Annotated in this window: 15 protein-coding genes; 4 read left to right on the top strand and 11 right to left on the bottom strand. The window is 66.5% G+C overall.

Annotation, left to right across the window (positions count from 1 at the left end; all coding sequences use genetic code 11):
- Positions 1-56 precede the first annotated feature (56 nt).
- The 6 genes from O0J15_RS10105 to O0J15_RS10080 all read right to left on the bottom strand — a co-directional run bounded on the left by O0J15_RS10105 (position 57) and on the right by O0J15_RS10080 (position 5,429).
- The gene (locus tag O0J15_RS10105) at positions 57-452 is read right to left on the bottom strand and encodes an EF-hand domain-containing protein (RefSeq protein ID WP_308305591.1); all 396 of its coding nucleotides are present in this window, start codon (positions 450-452) and stop codon (positions 57-59) included.
- Positions 453-500: 48 nt separating this feature from the next.
- The gene (gene rlmM / locus O0J15_RS10100) at positions 501-1,568 is read right to left on the bottom strand and encodes a 23S rRNA (cytidine(2498)-2'-O)-methyltransferase RlmM (protein ID WP_308305590.1); all 1,068 of its coding nucleotides are present in this window, start codon (positions 1,566-1,568) and stop codon (positions 501-503) included.
- Positions 1,552-2,112: a nucleoside deaminase gene (locus O0J15_RS10095; protein WP_180877914.1), complete on the bottom strand. Its 561-nt coding sequence runs from the start codon at positions 2,110-2,112 to the stop codon at positions 1,552-1,554. The genes rlmM and O0J15_RS10095 overlap by 17 nt, the downstream gene beginning before the upstream one ends.
- Positions 2,113-2,209: 97 nt before the next feature.
- Positions 2,210-2,932 (bottom strand): DUF6348 family protein, encoded by a 723-nt coding sequence (locus O0J15_RS10090; protein WP_021203194.1) that lies wholly within the window; start codon positions 2,930-2,932, stop codon positions 2,210-2,212.
- A 51-nt stretch (positions 2,933-2,983) separates the two neighbouring features.
- Positions 2,984-3,637, bottom strand: coding sequence for a hypothetical protein (locus tag O0J15_RS10085; protein WP_155028984.1), 654 nt, complete (start codon positions 3,635-3,637; stop codon positions 2,984-2,986).
- 43 nt (positions 3,638-3,680) lie between these two features.
- Complete coding sequence (locus O0J15_RS10080; protein ID WP_111102383.1) at positions 3,681-5,429, bottom strand: glutamine--tRNA ligase/YqeY domain fusion protein; 1,749 nt, start codon at positions 5,427-5,429, stop codon at positions 3,681-3,683.
- Between the two features lie 137 nt (positions 5,430-5,566).
- Here O0J15_RS10080 and O0J15_RS10075 point away from each other — a divergent pair, with 137 nt between their 5' ends.
- Both O0J15_RS10075 and msrA read left to right on the top strand, forming a co-directional pair.
- The gene (locus O0J15_RS10075; RefSeq protein WP_005408153.1) at positions 5,567-5,830 is read left to right on the top strand and encodes a DUF2007 domain-containing protein; all 264 of its coding nucleotides are present in this window, start codon (positions 5,567-5,569) and stop codon (positions 5,828-5,830) included.
- Positions 5,831-5,860: 30 nt separating this feature from the next.
- Positions 5,861-6,526 carry a peptide-methionine (S)-S-oxide reductase MsrA gene (msrA, locus tag O0J15_RS10070; protein WP_031270096.1) on the top strand — a complete coding sequence of 222 codons (666 nt, stop codon included), beginning with the start codon at positions 5,861-5,863 and terminating at the stop codon, positions 6,524-6,526.
- A gap of 655 nt (positions 6,527-7,181) precedes the next feature.
- Here msrA and O0J15_RS10065 read toward each other — a convergent pair.
- From O0J15_RS10065 to ahpC, 5 genes are all read right to left on the bottom strand, one after another.
- Complete coding sequence (locus O0J15_RS10065; RefSeq protein WP_308305589.1) at positions 7,182-8,138, bottom strand: transaldolase; 957 nt, start codon at positions 8,136-8,138, stop codon at positions 7,182-7,184.
- A gap of 50 nt (positions 8,139-8,188) precedes the next feature.
- Positions 8,189-8,593: a nucleoside diphosphate kinase regulator gene (gene rnk, locus O0J15_RS10060; RefSeq protein WP_019661134.1), complete on the bottom strand. Its 405-nt coding sequence runs from the start codon at positions 8,591-8,593 to the stop codon at positions 8,189-8,191.
- Positions 8,594-8,716: 123 nt separating this feature from the next.
- Complete coding sequence (locus tag O0J15_RS10055) at positions 8,717-9,679, bottom strand: LysR substrate-binding domain-containing protein (RefSeq protein ID WP_171952427.1); 963 nt, start codon at positions 9,677-9,679, stop codon at positions 8,717-8,719.
- Between the two features lie 85 nt (positions 9,680-9,764).
- Positions 9,765-11,357 (bottom strand): alkyl hydroperoxide reductase subunit F, encoded by a 1,593-nt coding sequence (gene ahpF / locus O0J15_RS10050; protein WP_308305588.1) that lies wholly within the window; start codon positions 11,355-11,357, stop codon positions 9,765-9,767.
- 224 nt (positions 11,358-11,581) lie between these two features.
- Positions 11,582-12,145, bottom strand: coding sequence for an alkyl hydroperoxide reductase subunit C (gene ahpC / locus O0J15_RS10045; RefSeq protein ID WP_005415368.1), 564 nt, complete (start codon positions 12,143-12,145; stop codon positions 11,582-11,584).
- Positions 12,146-12,467: 322 nt separating this feature from the next.
- On the opposite strand from ahpC, the gene prmC reads away from it, so the two are divergent.
- Positions 12,468-13,325, top strand: a complete 858-nt coding sequence (gene prmC, locus O0J15_RS10040) for a peptide chain release factor N(5)-glutamine methyltransferase (RefSeq protein WP_308305587.1) — start codon at positions 12,468-12,470, stop codon at positions 13,323-13,325.
- A gap of 48 nt (positions 13,326-13,373) precedes the next feature.
- On the top strand, positions 13,374-14,315 hold the full coding sequence (gene pip, locus O0J15_RS10035; RefSeq protein WP_005415370.1) for a prolyl aminopeptidase: 942 nt from the start codon (positions 13,374-13,376) through the stop codon (positions 14,313-14,315).
- Positions 14,316-14,323 lie beyond the last annotated feature (8 nt).

Raw genomic sequence — 14,323 nt, 5'->3', positions numbered from 1 at the left:
ACGGAGGGGATTAAGTCGTTTGTGCACATACGACTTAATCCCCTCCGTCCCCTTTTTCAATCCACCAGCCAGCCGGCCAGGTCGGCGCGGTCCAGCTTGCCGCGGTGCCTGCGGTCCAGCGAATTGAATTCGTCGGCCAGCGCCGGGTTGGCCTGTGCTTCCTCGCGGCTGATGAAACCATCGCCGTTCACATCCAGCGCGGCGAAGTGGATGCGGTACTGGCCGACCACGCTGCTCGGTTCCAGCGAACGCACGGTCACCTGTGCCTCGCCGGCCGGTCGTGCAATCTCGACGCTGCCGCTGACCCGGCCCGCATCCAGCGGTTGCTGGCGGATCGCGCCGCCGGTGGGGCCCAGCGGCTGGCTCTGCGCAGGGGTGTGCGGCAATTGCTGGGCCACCGCTGGTGCGGCGGCCAGCAGGGTGATCAACATGGCGAGCGAGTGGTATCGCATGGTTCCCTTCCTCGGTAGCGCCGGGCCCATGCCCGGCGGGCATGTTCCTCAGCGCAGCGGCGAGGCCAATACCGTGATCTCCTCACGGTCGTGATAGAGCTGCTTGGCGCGTACCACCAGCGGCTTGCCGGCCTGGTCCTGGAACAGGTCCAGGCACAGGCGGGTTTCGTCCCAGCGCTTCTTCATCGGCAGCTTCAGATTGAAGATGGCGTGCCTGCACCAGCCTTCGCGGAACCAGGTGGCCATGCGTTCGGCCACGCGGCGCGGCTGCTCGACCATGTCGCAGACCATCCAGTCCAGCGGCTGTTCGGGGTGCCAGTGGAAACCATCGGCGCGCAGGTGCTCGACCAGACCGGTGTCCAGCACGTGCTGGCGCAGCGGGCCGTTGTCGATGCTCAGCACGTGCATGTGCTGGCGGGTCAGTACCCAGGTCCAGCCGCCGGGGGCGGCGCCCAGGTCGGCCGCACGCATGCCGGGCTTGGCCAGTGCTTCGCGTTCTTCCGGCGTCAGCAGGGTCAGCAGTGCTTCGTCCAGCTTCAGTGCCGAACGCGAAGGCGCCTCGGGCAGCAGCTTCAGGCGCGGGATGCCCAGTGCCCACGGCGCGCTGTCGGCCGGGTCGGCCACGCAGACGAAGGCATGGGTGCCGTCGACGAACACCACGTGCAGGCGCGGCAGGCGGTTGTTTGGCTTATCAGTGAGCTTGCCGGCCTTGCGCAGCGCCGGGCGCAGTGCATTGCCGAAGGCTCGCGCCAGCCCGGACAGTGGCTTGCCAGCGTCCGAATCGGGGTGCTCCACCCACAGGTCGCCGAAGCGCGGCGCATCGGCCAGCACCTCCAGCATCGGGGTGATGCGATCGCTCGGGTCCAGCTGCGGCAGCTCGGCCAGCACGACCAGCTTCTGCCGCGCGAAGATCAGTTCTCGCCAGCGCAGGCGTGGCGCCAGTGCTGCAGTGTCGTCGCACATGAAAAGCACATAGCCGTCATTGCGCTGGGTGCGCGCATAGCCAGCGAAACCGGCTTCACCGGCGCGGAACTGCAGCTCGCCGGCCAGCTCGGGTTCAAAGCCCTGCCGGCACAGGCACAGCAGGCCGATGCCGGTCTCAGTAACGGGCGCCATCGCTTTCCCCATAGGTTCGCAGCACGCTGCGCGCGGCGTCGCGGTCCAAGCCCTGCACCACTTCGATGCCACGCTTGTTGAGCTCGCCGACCCAGTCGGCCGGCAGCGGGCCTTCATCGAACGGGGTCAGTTCCTCGACGTCGGCCGCACTGGCACCGATCAGCAGGCGGTCGATGCCGGCCCACACGGTAGCGCCATAGCACTGGCAGCATGGCTGCGAACTGGTGGCCAGGGTGACCGGCGACAGCACCGCGTTCAGGCGCGGGGTCTGCAGGCGCTGCTGGGCCAGCATGTAGGCCATGTTCTCGGCGTGCGCCAGCGAAGTCGCGTGCGGCATCACCCGGTTCACGCCAGCGGCGATGACCTTGTCGTCCGGGCCGAACACCACCGCACCGAACGGGCCGCCACTGGCGTGCTCGACGTTCAGCCGCGACAGCTCGATCGCCAGCGCGACCTTGGCCTCGTCGCCCGGATATCGACGATCCAGGTCGATCTGGCCGTGGATCCAGGCGGGAAGGGTCAGGTGGACTTGCGCGTACAGCATCGCGGGGGTGCCTCGTGTGGGATGGAAAAAAGTGCGGTTGCTTGGGGAACCGGCGCGCAGTGTAGCCGCACCGGCCTGTATCGGGTGTGGGCGTGGGTCAGCCTGGCGAGCCGGTGCGGACCACCACGTACTGCTTGCGGAATTCCAGCCCTGCCTGCGGCCAGCTGGCCGCGTAGGCGCGCAGCAGGGGCAGGGCGGCGGCGAAGTCGTGGCCGTTGACCCGGCAATCGGCCTCGCACAGGCCATCGGCATCGCGCGAGGCGAACAGGCGGATGGCCAGGAAAGAACGCGTCTTCAGCAGCGCATCGAATGCATCGATGCTGCGCGTGAACAGGCAGCAGGGGCAGGAGCCATGATCGTCTTCGCTGCGGGGGCCGGTGTCCATCTCATGCTCGCGGTAATGCGCCAGTGGACCGAGCACTACGGTGCGTTCGAGTTCCTGGCCGTCAGCGCCGGCCGGATAGGTCAGGCCCATCATCGGCAGGCCCTGCGCGTCTTGGGCGCCGATCGCGGTCTGCAGGGTCACCAGGTCCACCCGGGCCCAGGCCTGGAAGCCGGACAACAGCGATGCCTGCTCATCGGCACCATTTGCGTGCTGGTACTCGAACAGGCCATCGGCGAACAACTGCGGATGCTGGCTTTCAATGACGGTGGAGGTCTGCCAACCACCGTTGTCGCGCGCGTGTGCGGCCATTGCATGCGGGGTCAGGCGCAGGCCGCTGTCCAGCAGCAGCGCGTTGCCGTCGACGCGGCTGGCGGTGCCGGCGTCCTGAAGGACCTGCTGCAGCAGCGGGAGGAGGGCAGCGGAGGTCGTGGTCATGTCAGGCCTGTCGGTGGATGGGGTGGAACATCCAGGCAGGGCCTGGAAAATCTAATGGTCGAGCGCGTCGAGCTCGGCGCGATATCGCTGCGCGTCGGGCTGCTGCTGCGGATCGTTGCCGTGGTCGCGCAGCCAGGTTTCCAGCTCGCGGCGATAGTCCGCGCGGAAATCGGCATTGCCGGGGCTGAAATGCAGCTTGCGCGCCGCCACTTCCACGCGCTCGCGCGCGCTGGCACGGGCCTGGGCGATGCCGTGCGGGGATTCGTTGGTGAGGATGACGAAGTTGCGTGGGAAGCCCGGCGTGTACTTGACCACGAACGGCTGGTCGCGCGCCGGGATGCGGATGGCGTTTTCCAGCGGCCACAGCGAAGCGGTGTTGGTGTAGAACACCACGTCCACGTCGCGGCCCTCGGCGGTATGCAGCACCCCTTCGTAGCGCCAGATGTACTGTTCGTTGAGCGTGGAACTGGTTCGCTCGGCCTTGACGATCACCGCTTCACCACGCTCGCCCACCACGTTGAGGAAGGTGGCGTTGAGGAAGTGGCCGAGGAACATGTTGAGCATCGCCAGCGGAAACACCACGATGGCGTAGCCCGGAAAGCGCCGCCACCACGAGACCAGTCCGGCCAGCACCATCGCTGCAAAGAACGTCAGCAGCGGATGCTGCGAGATGAACCAGAACAGGACGGAGAGGGCGGTGATCATTGTCGATGGCGTGCGGGCGCCATGCTGGCGCCCGCGCAGGTCCTCAGGCCGACCAGGTATCGCGCAGGGTCACGCTGCGGTTGAACACCGGCTTGGCTTCGGTGTGGTCGCGGCGGTCGGCGACGAAGTAGCCGGTACGTTCGAACTGGAACGACTGCTCCGGTGCGGCGCTGGCCGCGGCCGGCTCGACATAGCCGGTGACGGTGCGGCGCGATTCCGGATTGAGGTAATCGCGGTAGGTCTTGCCTTCCGAGTCATCATCCGGGTTCGGCACCGAGAACAGGCGGTCGTACAGGCGGATCTCGGCCGGCACGCCATGCACGGCGCTGACCCAGTGGATGGTGCCCTTGACCTTGCGGTTGGCGCCTTCCATGCCCGGACGTGATTCCGGATCCAGCCAGCCGCGCAGCTCGGTGATGGTGCCATCGGCATCCTTGATCACTTCGTCGCAGCGGATGATGCCGGCGCCGCGCAGGCGCACTTCGCCACCCGGCACCAGGCGCTTCCAGCCCTTCGGCGGCACTTCGGCGAAGTCCTCGCGATCGATCCAGACTTCGCGGGCGAACGGCACTTCGCGGCTGCCGAAGCTCTCGTCCTTCGGGTGGTTGCTGAAGGTCAGCAGCTCTTCGTGGCCTTCCGGCAGGTTGGTCAGCACCAGCTTGACCGGATCGACCACCGCCATGCGGCGTGGGGCGGCGCTGTCGAGGTCCTCGCGCAGTGCGCCTTCCAGCACGCTGAAGTCGATCAGCGAATTCTGCTTGCTGATGCCTACGCGCTCGGCAAACAGGCGCATCGCAGACGGGGTATAACCACGGCGGCGCAGGCCCTGCAAGGTCGGCATGCGCGGGTCGTCCCAGCCGTCCACCAGCTGTTCGGTGACCAGCGCCATCAGCTTGCGCTTGCTCATCACCGTGTAGTTGATGTTCAGGCGCGAGAACTCGATCTGGCGCGGCTTGGCAGCTTCGCGCGGCAGGCCGGCATCGACCAGCGGCTGGGTCAGCGCATCGTCATGGGCGAAATCGACGTTGTCCACGCACCAGTCGTACAGCGGGCGGTGGTCTTCGAACTCCAGCGTGCACAGCGAGTGGGTGATGCCCTCGATCGAATCACCCAGCGCGTGGGCGAAGTCGTACATCGGGTAGATCGGCCACGCGCTGCCGGTGTTCTGGTGCTCGACGTGCTTGATGCGGTACAGCGCCGGATCGCGCAGGTTGATGTTGCCGCTGGCCATGTCGATCTTCGCGCGCAGGGTGCGTGCGCCATCCGGGAATTCACCGGCGCGCATGCGGCGGAACAGGTCGAGGTTCTCCTCGACGCTGCGGTCGCGCCACGGCGACGGGCGGCCCGGCTCGGTGAGAGTGCCGCGGTAGGCGCGCACTTCCTCGGCCGACAGGTCGCAGACATAGGCCTTGCCCTGTTCGATCAGCTTCTCGGCGGCCAGGTAATAGGCCTGGAAGTAGTCCGAAGCATGGCGCAGCTCGTTCCACTCGAAGCCCAGCCAGCGCACGTCGTCCTGGATCGCGGCCACGTACTCCGGATCTTCCTTGGCCGGGTTGGTGTCGTCGAAGCGCAGGTTGCAGACGCCGCTGAATTCGCCGGCGATGCCGAAGTTCAGGCAGATCGACTTGGCATGGCCGATGTGCAGGTAGCCGTTCGGTTCCGGCGGGAAGCGGGTCTTGATCGCCTGGTGCTTTCCGCTGGCCAGGTCCTCGCGCACGATCTGGCGGATGAAATCGCGCTTTTCGTGGCTGTCGGCGGGGGTCTCGGGGCTGGCGGGGGTGTGCTCGGACATGAGTCGGCGAAAAGAAAGGCAGAAAGACCAACAGTCTAGCGCGTACCGGGCAGAACTGCCGGCAACTCTCGGATCCCGCCCTCTCCACCATTCGGCCCCCAGGCGTATGCTGGACCCTTGTCCCGAGGAGCCGCCGCATGCACATCGTGTACAAGGCCGACAATCTGTTCGACGCCCATCTGGTCAAGCACGCCCTGGAAGACGCCGGTATCCCCGCGTTTGTGTTCGGAGAGCAGTTGCTGGGCGGGATGGGCGAGCTGCCGCTGTTTGGCGTGTTGCGGGTCGGCATCCCCGATGCGGCACGCCCGCAGGCCGAGGACATCGTGGCCGCGCTGGACTTGGGCCACGCGCCGGACGCCCCCATTTCAGATGCAGACGACATAGCCGGCCTTCCGGCGTAGGAGCGCATCATGTTGGGAATTGGCCAGGGCATCCTCGGCATCGGGGCCTTCAAGCAGCGCCTGCCGCGCCCGGAAGAGGCGCTGCCGGGACGCGAGCAGCCGTTGCCGCTGCACAGCAACCAGCACTTCGTGAACAGCCATCCGCTGAAGGACCGCTTCGCCGGCCTGCAGCAGATCCGCTTCGCGCTGGGCTGTTTCTGGGGCGCCGAGCGCAAGTTCTGGACCGAACCGGGCGTGTACAGCACCTCGGTGGGCTATGCCGGCGGCATCACCCCGAACCCGACCTATGAAGAGGTCTGCTCGGGCCTGACCGGCCACACCGAAGTGGTGCAGGTGGTGTTCGACCCGGCGGTGGTGAGCCTGGAACGGCTGCTGCAGCTGTTCTGGGAAAGCCATGACCCGACGCAGGGCATGCGCCAGGGAAACGACACCGGCACCCAGTACCGTTCGGCGATCCATGCCACCGACGAGGGCCAGTACAAGGCCGCGCTGGCCAGTCGCGAGGCCTACCAGGCGCAGCTGGATGCGGCCGGCTACGGCCCGATCACCACCGAGATCGTGTACCCGGCACCGGCGTACTACTACGCCGAGGACTACCACCAGCAGTACCTGGCGAAGAATCCGAACGGCTATTGCGGCATCGGCGGCACCGGCGTGAGCTGCCCGATCGGATTGGATGTGGAGGCGCCGCGCTGACGCGCGGTGGTCCGCCTGCGGCGGGCAACGTCAACGGCTGAAAGCCAAAGCCAAAGCCAAAGCGGCTCTGGGTCGCTGCTTGTTGGGTGGGGCGGTGTGGGTTGGCAGACACGCCGTGAACCCCGCTCCGCGGTCCGGCCCAGCCGCTGGCGGCTGTGCGTTCGGGCGCTTGCGAAGCAGTGCTTCGCAAGCAAAGCGCCCTCACCCCTGGGGGCTCGATGGCGCCATCCATGGCGCCAACGGTCCTGCCAACCCACACCGCCCCACCCCCGACAGTTTCCCGGTGACGGTGGGAAAGAGCATTGGGTTACTGACGAACTGATGGAAAACAAAAAGGACGCGGCGTTCGCCGCGTCCTTTTTGTTTGGTTCTGCATTGCCCTTGTAGAGCCGAGCCATGCTCGGCTCCGAGCAAGCGAAGCGCGCGACCCGCTGCTGCTCTTCTTTCTTTCTTCCGTGGCGGGCGGCCGCAGGAAACTGTCGAAGGCAGGGTGGGTAGGCCGTGCAGGGGCGTGAGCCGCATGGATGCGGCGACCGAGCTTACAGGGACGTACTTGCAGCGTCCCCTGCACGGCCTACCCACCCTGCCAACCACATGACCCGCTCTTCGCGACCAAGCCCCCCGCCACGAGGGGCTCAGCCGTTGGCCGGAATCCTCACAGTGCCGCGCGGATCCGCTCGCGCAGTGCTTCCAGATCCTTGGCAAACGCCTCGATGCCGGTCGCCAGCTTCTCGGTGGCCATCGGATCGGCCGCCAGGTCCGCCGCGAACTTCGCCGCGTCGATCGGGGTCACCGCCGCGCCGTCCGCTGCACCGGCTACCAGCTTGCGCGGCAGCTCGCCGTGGTCGGCGTCCAGCTTCTCCAGCAGGTCCGGCGAGATCGTCAGGCGGTCGCAGCCGGCCAGTGCTTCGATCTGCGCGGTCGAACGGAACGAGGCGCCCATCACCACCGTCGGCGAACCGCGACGCTTGAATTCGGCGTACACGCCGCGCACGAACTTCACGCCCGGGTCTTCGTCGATGGTGGCCGGGGTCTGGCCGTTGGCCACGTACCAGTCGAGGATGCGGCCGACGAACGGCGAGATCAGGAACGCGCCGGCTTCGCTGCAGGCCAGCGCCTGGGTCGGGTTGAAGATCAGCGTCAGGTTGCAGTCGATGCCTTCGGCCTGCAGGATGCGCGCGGCTTCCACGCCTTCCCAGGTCGCGGCGATCTTGATCAGGATCTTCTCGCGCGGCACGCCGGCGTCGGCGTACATCTGGATGAACTGGCGGGCCTTGGCCACGGTGGCCGCGGTGTCGTGAGCCAGGTCGGCATCCACCTCGGTGGATACCCGGCCCGGCACCAGCGTGCTAAGCAGCGCGCCGACGCCGATGGTCAGGCGGTCGGCCACCGCGTGCACCACGGCTTCGCGGTCGCCACCCTGCTGGCGGCCCCAGGCCAGTTCGCGTTCGATCAGCTCGGCGTAGACCGGCAGGTCCAGCGCCTTCTTCACCAGGGTCGGGTTGGTGGTGCAGTCCACCGGCTGCAGGCGCTTGATCGCCTCGTAGTCACCGGTATCGGCGACGACCACGGACAGTTCACGCAGCTGGGACAGTTTGGACGGGGTACTCATTGCGGCTCCTGGTGCAAGGGAATCGAATCGCGCGCGGTGCGCAGCGGTAATCAGGGGCGGTCGTTATGGACCGCGGTCACGCGCAGGCGCAGCTTCCGGCCACCGGGCGCGTTCCAGTCGATGCTCTGGCCGATCGAAAGGCCGAGCAGGGCACTGCCGACCGGGGCCAGCACGGAGACCTTGCCTTCATCGACGTTGGCTTCGCGGGGGAAGACCAGGGTCAGGACGTGCTTTTCGCCCGACACTTCATCTTCGCATTCCACGCGCGAATGCATCATGACGATGCCTTCGGGAATCTGGTCCGGTGCCATCACGGTGGCCCGGTTGAGTTCTTCAGCAAGCGCGAGCGCGGCAGGCGTCTGGCTCAGCGCGGGGGATTCGAGCATGGCGTCCAGGCGGTCCATGTCGAAAGTAGAAACGGTGATCGACGGCGGCAGGCCGCTGGCGGTACTCATGGTGAAGCTCCTTGGTTGAAAGCCATGCAAAAGGCGGCACCTGCTGGCGCCGCCTGTCTGTATTGTGGGGACAAATGCGGCCGGAATCGACTCCTGCCGATTCCGGGCCGATGCTGCAGGGGTTCAGCCGTTCAGCGCCGGGCCGGGCAGGGATGCCGCATCGGACGTGGCGTTCAGCGCCTCCAGCGTGAACAGCGCCTGCGGCAGACGCTTGAACTGGTCGGCCAGGTCCATCAGGAAGTCGTTCATGGCCGAGCTGCGGCGCCAGATCATGGCGATGCGGCGGCTGGGACGGCCCTCGCCGGTGAAATCGAGCAGGCGGATGTTGTTCGAGCGCGGCACTGGCGGCTGCACCGACAGGCTCGGCAGCAGGGTGATGCCGACGTCGGCGGCGACCATCTGCCGCAGGGTTTCCAGGCTGGTGGCGCGGAATTCGGACTTCTCATTGGCGCCGAACAGGCGGCAGACTTCCAGCGCTTGGTCGCGCAGGCAATGCCCGTCTTCCAGCAGCAGCAGCTTCTGCGTCGCCAGTTCCTGCACGTCCAGATGTTCGCGACGGGCCAACGGGTGGCGCCCGGAGACAGCCAGCAGGAACGGCTCCTCGAACAGGAATTCGGCATGCAGCTGGTCGTCGATCACCGGCAGGGCCAGCAGTGCAGCATCCAGCTTGCCTTCGCGCAGGCGGTCCAGCAGCACGTCGCTCTTTTCCTCGACCAGCAGCAGTTCCAGCTCCGGGAAGCGCTCGCGGATGCGCGGGATCACATGCGGCAGCAGGTACGGGCCGAGGGTCGGGAAGATGCCCAGGCGCACCGTGCCGGCTTCCGGATCGCGGCTGCGTCGCGCCGCTTCCTTCAGCTGTTCCACTTCGGACACGATCACCCGCGCCCGTGCCGCCGCTTCCTGACCGGCCGGGGTCAGCATCACCTTGCGCGGTGCGCGTTCCACCAGCGGCAGGCCCAGCTCTTCTTCCAGCTTGCGGATCTGCGTCGACAGCGTGGGCTGGCTGACGAAGCAGGCGGCGGCAGCCCGGCCGAAATGCTTGTGGTCGGCCAGGGCTACCAGGTACTTCAGATCACGTAGGTTCATCCTTACACCCCAGGGGTAACGGACCGGCTGACGGCGTGGTTACCCGACAGGCAGACAATGTTCCCGGTGATCTGGGAACGGTGGATCAGGCCGCTTCAGCAACGGCACCGCTGCTGTTGCTCACCGACGAGCGGATCAGGTGGTCGAACGCGCTCAGTGCGGCGGTGGAACCGGCGCCCATGGCGATGATGATCTGCTTGTAGGGCACCGTCGTGCAATCGCCAGCAGCGAACACACCCGGCAGGTTGGTCTGGCCGCGGTCATCGATGACGATCTCGCCACGCGGCGAAAGCGCCACCACATCCTTCAGCCACTCGGTGTTGGGCAGCAGGCCGATCTGCACGAAGATGCCTTCCAGCTCGACGCGGTGGGCATCGCCGCCGATGCGGTCCTTGTACACCAGGCCGGTGACCTTGCTGCCGTCGCCCAGCACTTCGGTGGTCTGTGCGCTGGTCAGCACCGTCACGTTGGCCAGGCTGCGCAGCTTCTTCTGCAGCACTTCGTCGGCACGCAGGCTGGAATCGAACTCCAGAAGGGTTACATGCGACACGATGCCGGCCAGATCGATGGCCGCTTCCACGCCGGAATTGCCGCCGCCGATCACCGCCACGCGCTTGCCCTTGAACAGTGGGCCATCGCAGTGCGGGCAGTAGGCCACGCCCTTGTTGCGGTACTGGTCTTCGCCCGGCACGTTCATCTGCCGCCAGCGTGCGCCGGTGGACAGGATCACCGAACGGGACTTGAGCACCGCACCGTTCTCCAGCTGCACCTGCACCAGGCCGTCTTCGCCGGCCGGCACCAGCGCGCTGGCACGCTGCAGGTTCATGATGTCCACGTCGTACTCGCGCACGTGCTGTTCCAGCGCCGTGGCCAGCTTCGGGCCCTCGGTCTCCTTCACCGAAATGAAGTTCTCGATGGCCATGGTGTCCAGCACCTGTCCACCAAAGCGCTCGGCGGCGATGCCGGTGCGGATGCCCTTGCGCGCGGCGTAGATCGCCGCTGCCGCACCGGCCGGGCCACCGCCCACCACCAGCACGTCGAACGCGTCCTTGGCGGCAATCTTCTCGGCATCGCGCTTGCCGGCATTGGTGTCCAGCTTGGCCACGATCTGCTCCAGGGTCATGCGGCCCTGGTCGAACACTTCACCGTTGAGGTACACGGTCGGCACCGACATGATCTCGCGCTTCTCGACTTCGTCCTGGAACAGCGCACCATCGATGGCCACGTGCTGGATGCGCGGGTTGAGCACTGCGGCCAGGTTCAGCGCCTGGACCACGTCCGGGCAGTTCTGGCAGGACAGCGAGAAGTAGGTTTCGAACCGGTAGTCGCCTTCCAGGTTCTGCACCTGCTCGATCAGCTCGGCGGTGGCCTTGGACGGATGACCGCCCACCTGGAGCAGCGCCAGCACCAGCGAGGTGAACTCGTGGCCCATCGGCAGGCCGGCGAAGGTCAGGTGGATGTCCTGGCCCGGGGTGCCCAGGTCGAAGGACGGCACGCGGCCCTGCCCATCGCGCAGCACCTGCAGCGAGATCTTGTCCGACAGGCTCTCCAGGGTCTGCAGCAGGTCCAGCATTTCCTGCGACTTGGCGCCATCGTCGGCGTGCGCGGTGATCTGGATCGGGCGGGTCACGCGTTCCAGATAGGTCTTCAGCTGCGACTGCAGGTTGGTGTCCAACATCGGGTCATCTCCTGGCTTCAGGCAAACAGGGGGCGTGGCACCGCTGTAGAAGGTAGCGGACCAGCAGGGGGTAGGGGTGAACCCAAGACAGCGACCGTGGAAGGGGCTGGCTGGCCAAGGCGGGCGAGCGTTGGCTGTCTTGGGTTCACCCCCACGCCGGCGGGGGGACCGGCACGGGGATGAAGGGCGCGCCGTGGCGTGGGGCCACGGCAGGCCGGTAGGGCTTAGATCTTGCCGACCAGGTCCAGCGACGGGGTCAGGGTCTTCTCGCCTTCCTTCCACTTGGCCGGGCAGACCTGGTTCGGGTTGGCGGCGGTGAACTGGGCAGCCTTGAGCTTGCGCAGGGTCTCGGACACGTCACGGGCGATCTCGTTGGAGTGGATCTCCAGGGTCTTGATCACGCCTTCCGGGTTGATGATGAAGGTGCCGCGCAGGGCCAGGCCTTCTTCTTCAATGTGCACGCCGAAGGCGCGGGTCAGCTGGTGGGTCGGGTCGCCGACCAGCGGGAACTGGGCCTTGCCGACGGCCGGCGAGGTCTCGTGCCACACCTTGTGCGAGAAGTGGGTGTCGGTGGTGACGATGTAGACCTCGGCGCCGGCCTTCTTGAACTCGGCGTAATGGTCAGCGGCGTCTTCGATCTCGGTCGGGCAGTTGAAGGTGAAGGCGGCCGGCATGAAGATCAGGACGGACCACTGGCCCTTCAGGCTGGCGTCGGAAACCTTGATGAACTCGCCGTTGTGGTAGGCGTTGGCTTCGAACGGCTGGATCTGGGTATTGATGAGGGACATCATTTTTCCTCTTGGTGAAGGGGAGTGGGTGAATCGACAGGAGCTAGGTTACCCATTCGCTCGCGATAAGAACAATCCATTGATTGCATCTATTCGATAGATGGAGTCTATCGAATGGCCCTTAGCAGACACTGAACCTCGCCATCGCCATCCTGCAATTGCCTGTGTGACAAGGGAAATCTCGGCAGACCGCTGCTTGGGGCCGATAGTCCCTCCTTATCCCGCCCGGCGGAACCTGAACGGATTCCGGTTTTGTAGAGCCGAGCCTGTGCTCGGCTGCTCCAGAAGCGGCCGAGCACAGGCTCGGCTCTACAATTGCAGCATGTCCTTTCAAGCCCAACCCACCCTGCGTCAGGTCGTAGCCGACGCCAGTGCTCGCTTGGGCAGCAGCGACGCCCGCCACGAGGCGGAACTGCTGCTGCTGCATGTACTGGAGCGCCCGCGCAGCTGGCTGTTCGCCCATGCCACCGATCCGCTGGCCGCCAATGACCAGGCCGCCTTCGAAGCTTTGCTGGCCCGCCGTGTGGCCGGTGAGCCGGTGGCCTACCTGACCGGGCGCCGCGGTTTCTGGACGCTGGACCTGGAGGTCGACCCGGCCACGCTGATCCCGCGTCCGGAAACCGAGCTGCTGGTGGAGCTGGCGCTGGAGCGCCTGCCGCTGGACCGCGCCCTGCAGGTAGCCGACCTCGGCACCGGCAGCGGTGCGATTGCCCTGGCCGTGGCCAGCGAACGGCCGCAGGCGCAGGTGCTGGCCACCGACGCCAGTACCGCCGCACTGGCCGTCGCCGCGCGCAATGCCACGCGCCATGAACTGCGCAACGTGCGCTTCGCCGAAGGCGGGCACGACTGGTATGCGCCGCTGCAGGGCGCGCGTTTTGATCTGATTGCCAGCAACCCGCCGTACATCGCCAGCGACGATCCGCATCTGGAGCAGGGTGACCTGCGCTTCGAGCCGGCCACCGCACTGGCCTCGGGTCCGGATGGCCTGGATGACATCCGCCGTATCGTCGACGGTGGCCAGGCCCACCTGCGGCCCGAGGGCTGGCTGTTGATCGAGCACGGTTGGGACCAGGGCGCGGCGATCCGTGCGCTGTTCGACGCGGCGGGATTTGTCGAGGTGCAGACCGCACAGGACCTGGAGCAGCGCGACCGCATCACCCTGGGCCGGCGTCCGGCCTAGAATGGAGGTTCTCCTGCCCCGGCAGGGCATCACCCTGGAGCTGCAAGCATGCGTACGCTGTACCCCGCCATCACCCCCTACGACGTCGGCACCCTGAAGGTCGACGACCGCCACACGCTGTACTTCGAACAGTGCGGCAACCCGGAAGGCAAGCCGGTGGTGATGCTGCATGGTGGCCCGGGCGGCGGCTGCAGCGACAAGATGCGCCAGTTCCACGACCCGTCCAAGTACCGCATCATCCTGTTCGACCAGCGCGGTGCCGGCCGTTCCACCCCGCACGCGGATCTGGTGGACAACACCACCTGGGACCTCGTTGCCGATATCGAGAAGCTGCGCGAGCACCTGAAGGTCGATCGCTGGCAGGTGTTCGGTGGCAGCTGGGGCTCGACCCTGGCCCTGGCCTACGCCGAAACCCACCCGCAGCGCGTGACCGAACTGGTTCTGCGCGGCATCTTCATGCTGCGTCGCTGGGAACTGGAGTGGTTCTACCAGGAAGGCGCCAACCGCCTGTTCCCCGATGCCTGGGAGCATTACCTCAAGCCGATTCCGCCGGTGGAGCGCCATGACCTGATCTCGGCCTTCCACCGCCGCCTGACCAGCGACGACGAAACCACCCGCCTGGAAGCGGCCAAGGCCTGGGCGGTGTGGGAAGGCGCGACCAGCTTCCTGCATGTCGATGATGACTTCATCAACAGCCACGAAGACCCGCATTTCGCGCTGGCGTTTGCCCGCATCGAGAACCACTACTTCGTCAACGGTGGTTTCTTCGAGGTGGAAGACCAGCTGCTGCGCGACGCGCACCGCATCGCCGACATCCCGGGCGTGATCGTGCACGGCCGCTACGACGTGGTCTGCCCGCTGGCCAACGCCTGGGACCTGACCAAGGTGTGGCCGAAGGCGAAGCTGGAAATCACCCCGGCCTCGGGCCATTCGGCGTTCGAGGCCGAGAACGTGGATGCGCTGGTGCGCGCCACCGATAGCTTCGCCTGATCGGTAGT

The sequence above is a fragment of the Stenotrophomonas sp. Sm10 genome (assembly GCF_030985515.1).
GTDB lineage: Bacteria > Pseudomonadota > Gammaproteobacteria > Xanthomonadales > Xanthomonadaceae > Stenotrophomonas > Stenotrophomonas hibiscicola.
This window is presented reverse-complemented; position numbering and strand designations above follow the sequence as displayed.

Bases quoted from the DNA above. Each gene is read 5' to 3' on its own strand.
- rnk (WP_019661134.1), bottom strand. From the start codon at position 8,593: ATGAGTACCGCCAGCGGCCTGCCGCCGTCGATCACCGTTTCTACTTTC.
- O0J15_RS10055 (WP_171952427.1), bottom strand. From the start codon at position 9,679: ATGAACCTACGTGATCTGAAGTACCTGGTAGCCCTGGCCGACCACAAG.
- pip (WP_005415370.1), top strand. From the start codon at position 13,374: ATGCGTACGCTGTACCCCGCCATCACCCCCTACGACGTCGGCACCCTG.
- ahpC (WP_005415368.1), bottom strand. From the start codon at position 12,145: ATGTCCCTCATCAATACCCAGATCCAGCCGTTCGAAGCCAACGCCTAC.
- O0J15_RS10105 (WP_308305591.1), bottom strand. From the start codon at position 452: ATGCGATACCACTCGCTCGCCATGTTGATCACCCTGCTGGCCGCCGCA.
- ahpF (WP_308305588.1), bottom strand. From the start codon at position 11,357: ATGTTGGACACCAACCTGCAGTCGCAGCTGAAGACCTATCTGGAACGC.
- O0J15_RS10080 (WP_111102383.1), bottom strand. From the start codon at position 5,429: ATGTCCGAGCACACCCCCGCCAGCCCCGAGACCCCCGCCGACAGCCAC.
- O0J15_RS10085 (WP_155028984.1), bottom strand. From the start codon at position 3,637: ATGATCACCGCCCTCTCCGTCCTGTTCTGGTTCATCTCGCAGCATCCG.
- rlmM (WP_308305590.1), bottom strand. From the start codon at position 1,568: ATGGCGCCCGTTACTGAGACCGGCATCGGCCTGCTGTGCCTGTGCCGG.
- O0J15_RS10095 (WP_180877914.1), bottom strand. From the start codon at position 2,112: ATGCTGTACGCGCAAGTCCACCTGACCCTTCCCGCCTGGATCCACGGC.
- O0J15_RS10065 (WP_308305589.1), bottom strand. From the start codon at position 8,138: ATGAGTACCCCGTCCAAACTGTCCCAGCTGCGTGAACTGTCCGTGGTC.
- prmC (WP_308305587.1), top strand. From the start codon at position 12,468: ATGTCCTTTCAAGCCCAACCCACCCTGCGTCAGGTCGTAGCCGACGCC.
- O0J15_RS10090 (WP_021203194.1), bottom strand. From the start codon at position 2,932: ATGACCACGACCTCCGCTGCCCTCCTCCCGCTGCTGCAGCAGGTCCTT.
- O0J15_RS10075 (WP_005408153.1), top strand. From the start codon at position 5,567: ATGCACATCGTGTACAAGGCCGACAATCTGTTCGACGCCCATCTGGTC.